Below are 5,521 nucleotides of genomic sequence, written 5' to 3'. Positions count from 1 at the left end.
CGCACATAGGGCGGCACCAAGGCAGAGCGGAAGGTCACAGGCGTGCCGTCTTTTGAGCGAACCTTGGGAATGCGAACTGTGCGTCTTCAGATAATTTGGGACATCAGAGCGTGCTTTCGTTTGGAGGCTCTGGCTCATCCTTGATTGAGTTTACGCGTTTTCAGTTTGGTGGCGCAAGCGCCGGGTGAGCATGGTTTTTCGTTTGATCTCCTCTCGCTGTTTCAGGATTTGCTCAGCGCGGCCGAAGTAGACATCGACGGGCGTCAGGTTTCCAAGGCTCTCGTGGTAGCGTTGGTTGTTGTAGTATTCGACGAAGGCGTCAATCTGGCGCTCGAGATCACCGGGCAGGAAGTAATGCTCGAGCAGGACACGGTTCTTCATGGTCTGGTGCCAGCGCTCGATCTTGCCTTGGGTCTGTGGGTGGTAGGGTGCGCCGCGGACATGATCCATGCCCTTGTCGTCGAGGTAATCCGCCAAGTCCCCCGCGATGTAAGACGAGCCGTTGTCGCTAAGAAGTCTTGGCTTGGCGACAACGGTCGCGCAGTCACATCCTGAAGCCTCCAGCGCCAGATCGAGCGTGGCGGTCACGTCCTCAGCCTTCATCGTCGTGCAAAGCTTCCAGGAGATGATGTAGCGGCTGTAATCGTCCAGGATGGTACTGAGGTAGAACCAGCCCCAGCCCAGGACCTTCAGATAGGTGAAGTCGGTCTGCCACAGCTCGTTGGGGCGCGTGGTTTTATCCCGGAACTCATTGGCTGCCTTCATTACGATATGCGCCGGAGCTGTTACCAAGTCTTCTGTCTGCAAGATGCGGTAAACCGATGATTCCGATACAAAATACTGCTTCTCGTCGGTATATTTCACCGCCAGCTCACGCGGGGTCAGTTCCTCATGCTCGAGCGCAAACTCGATGATATCCGCCCGGGTCTCATCCGCGAGGCGGTTCCACACAGACCCCGGATGGGGCGGCGTGTCCTCGAGCGCGTCAAGCCCACCCTCGGACCAGCGATCATACCAGCGGTAATAGGTCGTACGTGGGATGCCGAGCATGGTCAGCGTCTGACGAGCAGGCAGATGCGAAGCTTCGACGGTGCGGATGATCTCCAGCTTTTCCGATGCGGGATACCTCATGCCTCGCACCCCCCATCCCCGATCATGCTTTTTTTGAGCAGACGGTTTTCCAGAGTCAGGTCGGCAACGACCTCCTTGAGCGCAGCCGATTCCGAGCGCAGTTCCTTGACCTCAGGCGATGTCGCCTGGCGGGCAGTATCCCCGGCCAGGCGTTGCTTGCCCGCTTCAAGGAATTCCTTCGACCACGTGTAATACCGGCTCTCGCTGATCCCTTCTCGGCGGCACAGCGCGGCAATGCTCTCCTCGCCGCGCAGCCCTGCCAGAACGATCCTGATCTTCTCTTCAGCCGAATACTGTTTGCGCGTCTTGCGCTTGATCCCTGTGACCAGCTTGTCGGCCGCGTCCTTCGATGTTCCGGATTTCTTGTTCATCTTCGCTCCTTGGTGGCTGCGATGAACCAGAAATCCTCCGTTACGAAAACCTCAAATCTGTCCCAAAGGCGCTGACGTCAGACAATGCCGCAGCAATGAACGGCGAAGACCATCGCGTGGAGAAAACCAAATGGATTACCAACGAGCACGGAGAGCGAGTTGCTGTCAAAACCCATCGCCGGGTGCGCGCTTGGTTCTTTGAGCAAGACCACGGGTGGTATGTGCAGTGCCGCTATGGGGCACGGGTGATCGCAGCTGATGGCACCAACAATGCTGTGTTCGTGAAATCCCTCAAAGACGTAGGTGATGTGCTCGCAGTATTATTGGCAGCAACAAAGGCAGGGGAATTGGACACAGCAATTGCCCGCGCTGTTGAGCGCAAGACCCGCACAAAACCCGGCGCTGCAAAGGCCACGTCAAATGGCTGACTGTGAAGCAGATAAAATAAGGGCACTTAATGATCGCGCACGGCAAAGCTTCACGGGCTGTCGTGTGCTTATAACACGGGGCATAGCTGAGCTGGGAGAAGCAGCTGTTGGCGAGATATTGGCGGCGGTCAGATCATATGATCGTTTCACGCCCGACAACGATCCTTATGGCGAGCACGACTTTGGGTCATTTCACTGGCGCGAGGTTCAGGTGTTTTGGAAATTTGACTACTTCGATCTCGATCTGCAAATGCATTCACCTGACGCAAGCGATCCGGCTGTCACAGCTCGTGTCTTAACCATAATGCTTGCCGACGAATACTGAGCAGGGATTTTCTGTGGCGAACTGATGTGGTTCGTGGCACAGATTTCCCATGATTGCTTTTCGAGACTTACCCGATGACGCACCCGAGCTGGACCTATGCCCCTTGCTCAGAGCTGCGCAGATGACACTGCAATATGCCGTTGAACATGGCGGCATAGAACTGACACAAACCAAAGCCTTCAAGCGGGTGTTCGTGCACTGGGCAGCTGAGCATATCAACTGGCCTGGCATGGGTTACGAAGAGCTGTTTCGCTACAACAAGGTCTTGAACGAATATGAATTCCCACCTTTGGAGATGACGCATTTCCTGCTCACGCAGCTCAAGCTTGGTCGGCATTACAAGGGCCGCTTCAAGGCAACGAAAAAAGGGGCGGCGTTAACAGCACATCGTGGAAAACTCTTTGGCGAGCTGGTTCCATTTTTTCTACTCAGCATCGACCACGGCAGCTATAGCCGTTTTGGCGAGCAGCCAGCGGGCAACTGGGATACATGGCTGAACGTCATCAACGTTGAAGCGGATCACGGCGCTAATGAAAAGCAGATTTTCAAGACGTTCTATGGGTATGAAGCTTCATTTGCTGAAGGAAACTGGCGAGAAGCCGCAGTATTCTCATCCTGTGTGCTTTATCCGCTGGAATGGTCTGGCTTGTTGGATCACATCGAAACCAAAGGCGCAGATGGGCTGACAGAGCGTCATTACGTGAAAACAGACCTATGGCGATCTGCTTTGTCACTGGAAACCGACGGCATGCTGAGCGCAATCCAGCGGCATTGATGTGACTTGGCTATATGCAAATCTAGGAGCATGAAATGAAAACAATCCTGATACTGACAGCGTGCTTGGCGCTGGCGGGCTGCGGTGTTCCCTTCGTTCCGCTGATTTGATCATCGATTGAGGCCCACGCAGTCGCTGCAATTCCCATGTGTGCTGGGCAAAAATGAAGGCGACGCACAAAGGGAGGAGAAGTGCGCCGCCTTGAAAGTATCAACAGCTTCAGGGAGGAGGAAAGAGGCTGCCGTTGACGCTGAAATAGGCACGGTGCTTCACAGCTGCAAGAACCCCTGCTGCAGGGCAGCGATGCACCTGCAGCATACCTCAGCACCCACATGCTCAAGAGCCCTTTTTATGAAAGATCTTCTACACAACATTTTGCTTGGCGACACTCATATCCTGTGCCAGTTTGCCGCGCATCAACGGCAACCCAGTTGTCGTTCAGCTCTGCTGTCTCCGCGATTTGGGAGGAGAGCGTTGCAGACAGCGGAGCTTACCCTACCTCGTTCGAAACAAACCGAACAAACGAGGACCGCCAAAATGACAGCACCGATCATCGTTCAAAAGTCGCCATACCCCGTCGAGGTTGAAGAGGGCAAAACCTACTTCTGGTGCGCTTGTGGCAAAAGCAACAATCAGCCGTTCTGCGATGGCAGCCACAAGGACACTGGAATTGCGCCCGTCAAATACACAGCGGAGGCAAGCAAGCGCGTGTTTTTCTGCGGATGCAAGCACAGCAGCAAGCAACCGCTCTGTGACGGTGCACACAGCAAGCTGTAAGCAGCGAATGCCGCGTGGTTTTCTGCTTGCTGCGCGGCAGCTGCAAAAATCTCATACAATCAGCATTGTGTGAGATTTTCGCCTAAGCCATTGAATTTATTGACAGAACAATTCCCACCATTTCCGGTCGACCAACCAAAACCTCAGACTTTACAGTCGTTTATAGCAAATGATTAGGTTTTGAGGGGATCAGCACATGCGCCAAGCACAGACATTGAACGAAGCTCAACTGCGTCGTGTTATACAGTATTGCCGCAGTCGCCGTCATCCAACACGCGATGAAACCATCGTGCTGTTCAGCTTCTACGCAGGGCTACGGGCAAAGGAAATCGCCGCGCTCAAGCGTGGGGACGTGTTTGACGAGGCAGGCGCTGTGCGAACACAATTCATCCTGTCAGCAGCGCAGAGCAAGGGCGGCAAGACACGCACCGTGTACGTCAATCAGCGCTTGCGCAGGGCATTGGCGGATTATGCTGCTGGCTTGAACTTGAGCGATCCTGACCGCCCCCTGTTTGAAAGTCAGAAAGGCGGGCATTTCTCAGCCAACACAATGTGCCAGCTGTTTCTCGACATATACAAGGCGGTGGGCTTGAAAGACGCATCCAGCCATTCCGGCAGACGCACATACATCACCAGACTGGCCAACAAGGGCGTGGGCGTGCGCTTGCTGGCTGAATTGGCGGGGCATAGCCACATCTCAACCACACAACGCTACATCGACGTAAACGCGGAGCAGCTGAGCGAGGCGGTGGAATTGCTTTAAATGAATAATGTTGACAGGGCGTAGGGACTGAGGATGAGGTAAGTCCAATTCGCCCTGCCACAATCACACTTCATACAGTGCGATTAGTATTTGTCCATAACCGGCTCAACCGTCACAAATTCGGGTTCGGGCTCAGGCTGGCTGCAGGCCGTCACACCCATTATAGTGGTCATGGCGAGGATAAGTGTGAGTTTCGATTTCATTTGCGGATTCCTTATCTTAGTTTCCGCCCAAATAATTCACCTCCGAATATCGTTCAATCAACTGCTTAGGCGCTGTCATCGACTTGCTTTTTCGGAACGTGGCGTATTTATCACTTTTAAGATGTCAGGTTATTGGATGCTGAGAATGGGGCGTAAAGTTATAGTCTTATTATGGGCCATGTCCGTAACGTCGGGCTGTAGCTCTTATAATCAAGCCAATGCTTCAGATTTCGTCGCCGCCCTCGCTGGTCAGCAGGTGCCTCGCTTCAGTATGTCATTTCCGACCAAGGCGATGGCCTGAGTGCTGACTTGGCAAAAGCCCAGTCACCCATTGTTGCAGTCAGCTTCAATCAATCTGGCCTAGGTGCAACAGCAACCCTTGAAGGAATGAAATATACGCAGATTTTCCCGGAATAGCGAAGCGCGCCACATAGAAGAAATTCATGACTCAGTATTTCAGTTTGCTTACTGCGCGCTACTACAAACGACCCCACTCCAGACAAACTGGGGACATGAGGCAGCATGCAACCACTTATTCATAAAGCGTCCGTCAACCTTACGACGGACAAACTTCCCAAAGCCGCATCTCCAGGCGATGCAGTTAATCTATACTTACAAAAAGACGGAAAGATTATTGCAACCTATATGGTTCCATCTCGCCTACCCTTTGGCTGAGTTATTGTCAAATCTGGTGTTTGAGGGTTCTCGGTCATGCGGCGATCTGGTCTGTGGTTGTGGCTTCAATTCC

The 5,521-nt window shown here is 53.5% G+C and carries 6 protein-coding genes; 5 read left to right on the top strand and 1 reads right to left on the bottom strand.

The genetic code is table 11. The annotated features are described in order from the left end of the window. Positions 1–150: 150 nt before the first annotated feature. A protein-coding gene (locus HAT86_RS16715) for an IS3 family transposase (RefSeq protein ID WP_167200609.1) occupies positions 151–1,502 on the bottom strand; the annotation gives its coding sequence in 2 pieces (ribosomal slippage) (positions 151–1,166 and positions 1,166–1,502; 1,353 coding nt in all). Between HAT86_RS16715 and HAT86_RS16710 the strand changes: the two genes are divergently transcribed. The 5 genes from HAT86_RS16710 (at position 1,481) to HAT86_RS16690 (ending at position 4,570) form a co-directional block, all read left to right on the top strand. Next, the gene (locus tag HAT86_RS16710; RefSeq protein ID WP_231125959.1) at positions 1,481–1,930 is read left to right on the top strand and encodes a hypothetical protein; all 450 of its coding nucleotides are present in this window, start codon (positions 1,481–1,483) and stop codon (positions 1,928–1,930) included. The two genes, HAT86_RS16715 and HAT86_RS16710, sit on opposite strands and share 22 nt — an antisense overlap. Continuing rightward, positions 1,923–2,255 carry a DUF3768 domain-containing protein gene (locus tag HAT86_RS16705; RefSeq protein ID WP_167200605.1) on the top strand — a complete coding sequence of 111 codons (333 nt, stop codon included), beginning with the start codon at positions 1,923–1,925 and terminating at the stop codon, positions 2,253–2,255. Before HAT86_RS16710 ends, HAT86_RS16705 begins: the two co-directional genes overlap by 8 nt. Positions 2,256–2,304: 49 nt before the next feature. Further along, positions 2,305–3,030, top strand: coding sequence for a hypothetical protein (locus HAT86_RS16700; protein WP_167200602.1), 726 nt, complete (start codon positions 2,305–2,307; stop codon positions 3,028–3,030). 537 nt (positions 3,031–3,567) lie between these two features. Continuing rightward, positions 3,568–3,807 (top strand): CDGSH iron-sulfur domain-containing protein, encoded by a 240-nt coding sequence (locus tag HAT86_RS16695; protein WP_167200612.1) that lies wholly within the window; start codon positions 3,568–3,570, stop codon positions 3,805–3,807. A 196-nt stretch (positions 3,808–4,003) separates the two neighbouring features. Next, positions 4,004–4,570, top strand: a complete 567-nt coding sequence (locus HAT86_RS16690) for a tyrosine-type recombinase/integrase (RefSeq protein WP_167200599.1) — start codon at positions 4,004–4,006, stop codon at positions 4,568–4,570. Positions 4,571–5,521 lie beyond the last annotated feature (951 nt).

Origin of the sequence: Roseovarius gahaiensis, assembly GCF_011601345.1 — a bacterium.
Classification (GTDB): domain Bacteria; phylum Pseudomonadota; class Alphaproteobacteria; order Rhodobacterales; family Rhodobacteraceae; genus Roseovarius; species Roseovarius gahaiensis.
Note: the sequence above shows the minus strand (reverse complement) of the source record. Positions and strands in the feature narration are given on the sequence as shown.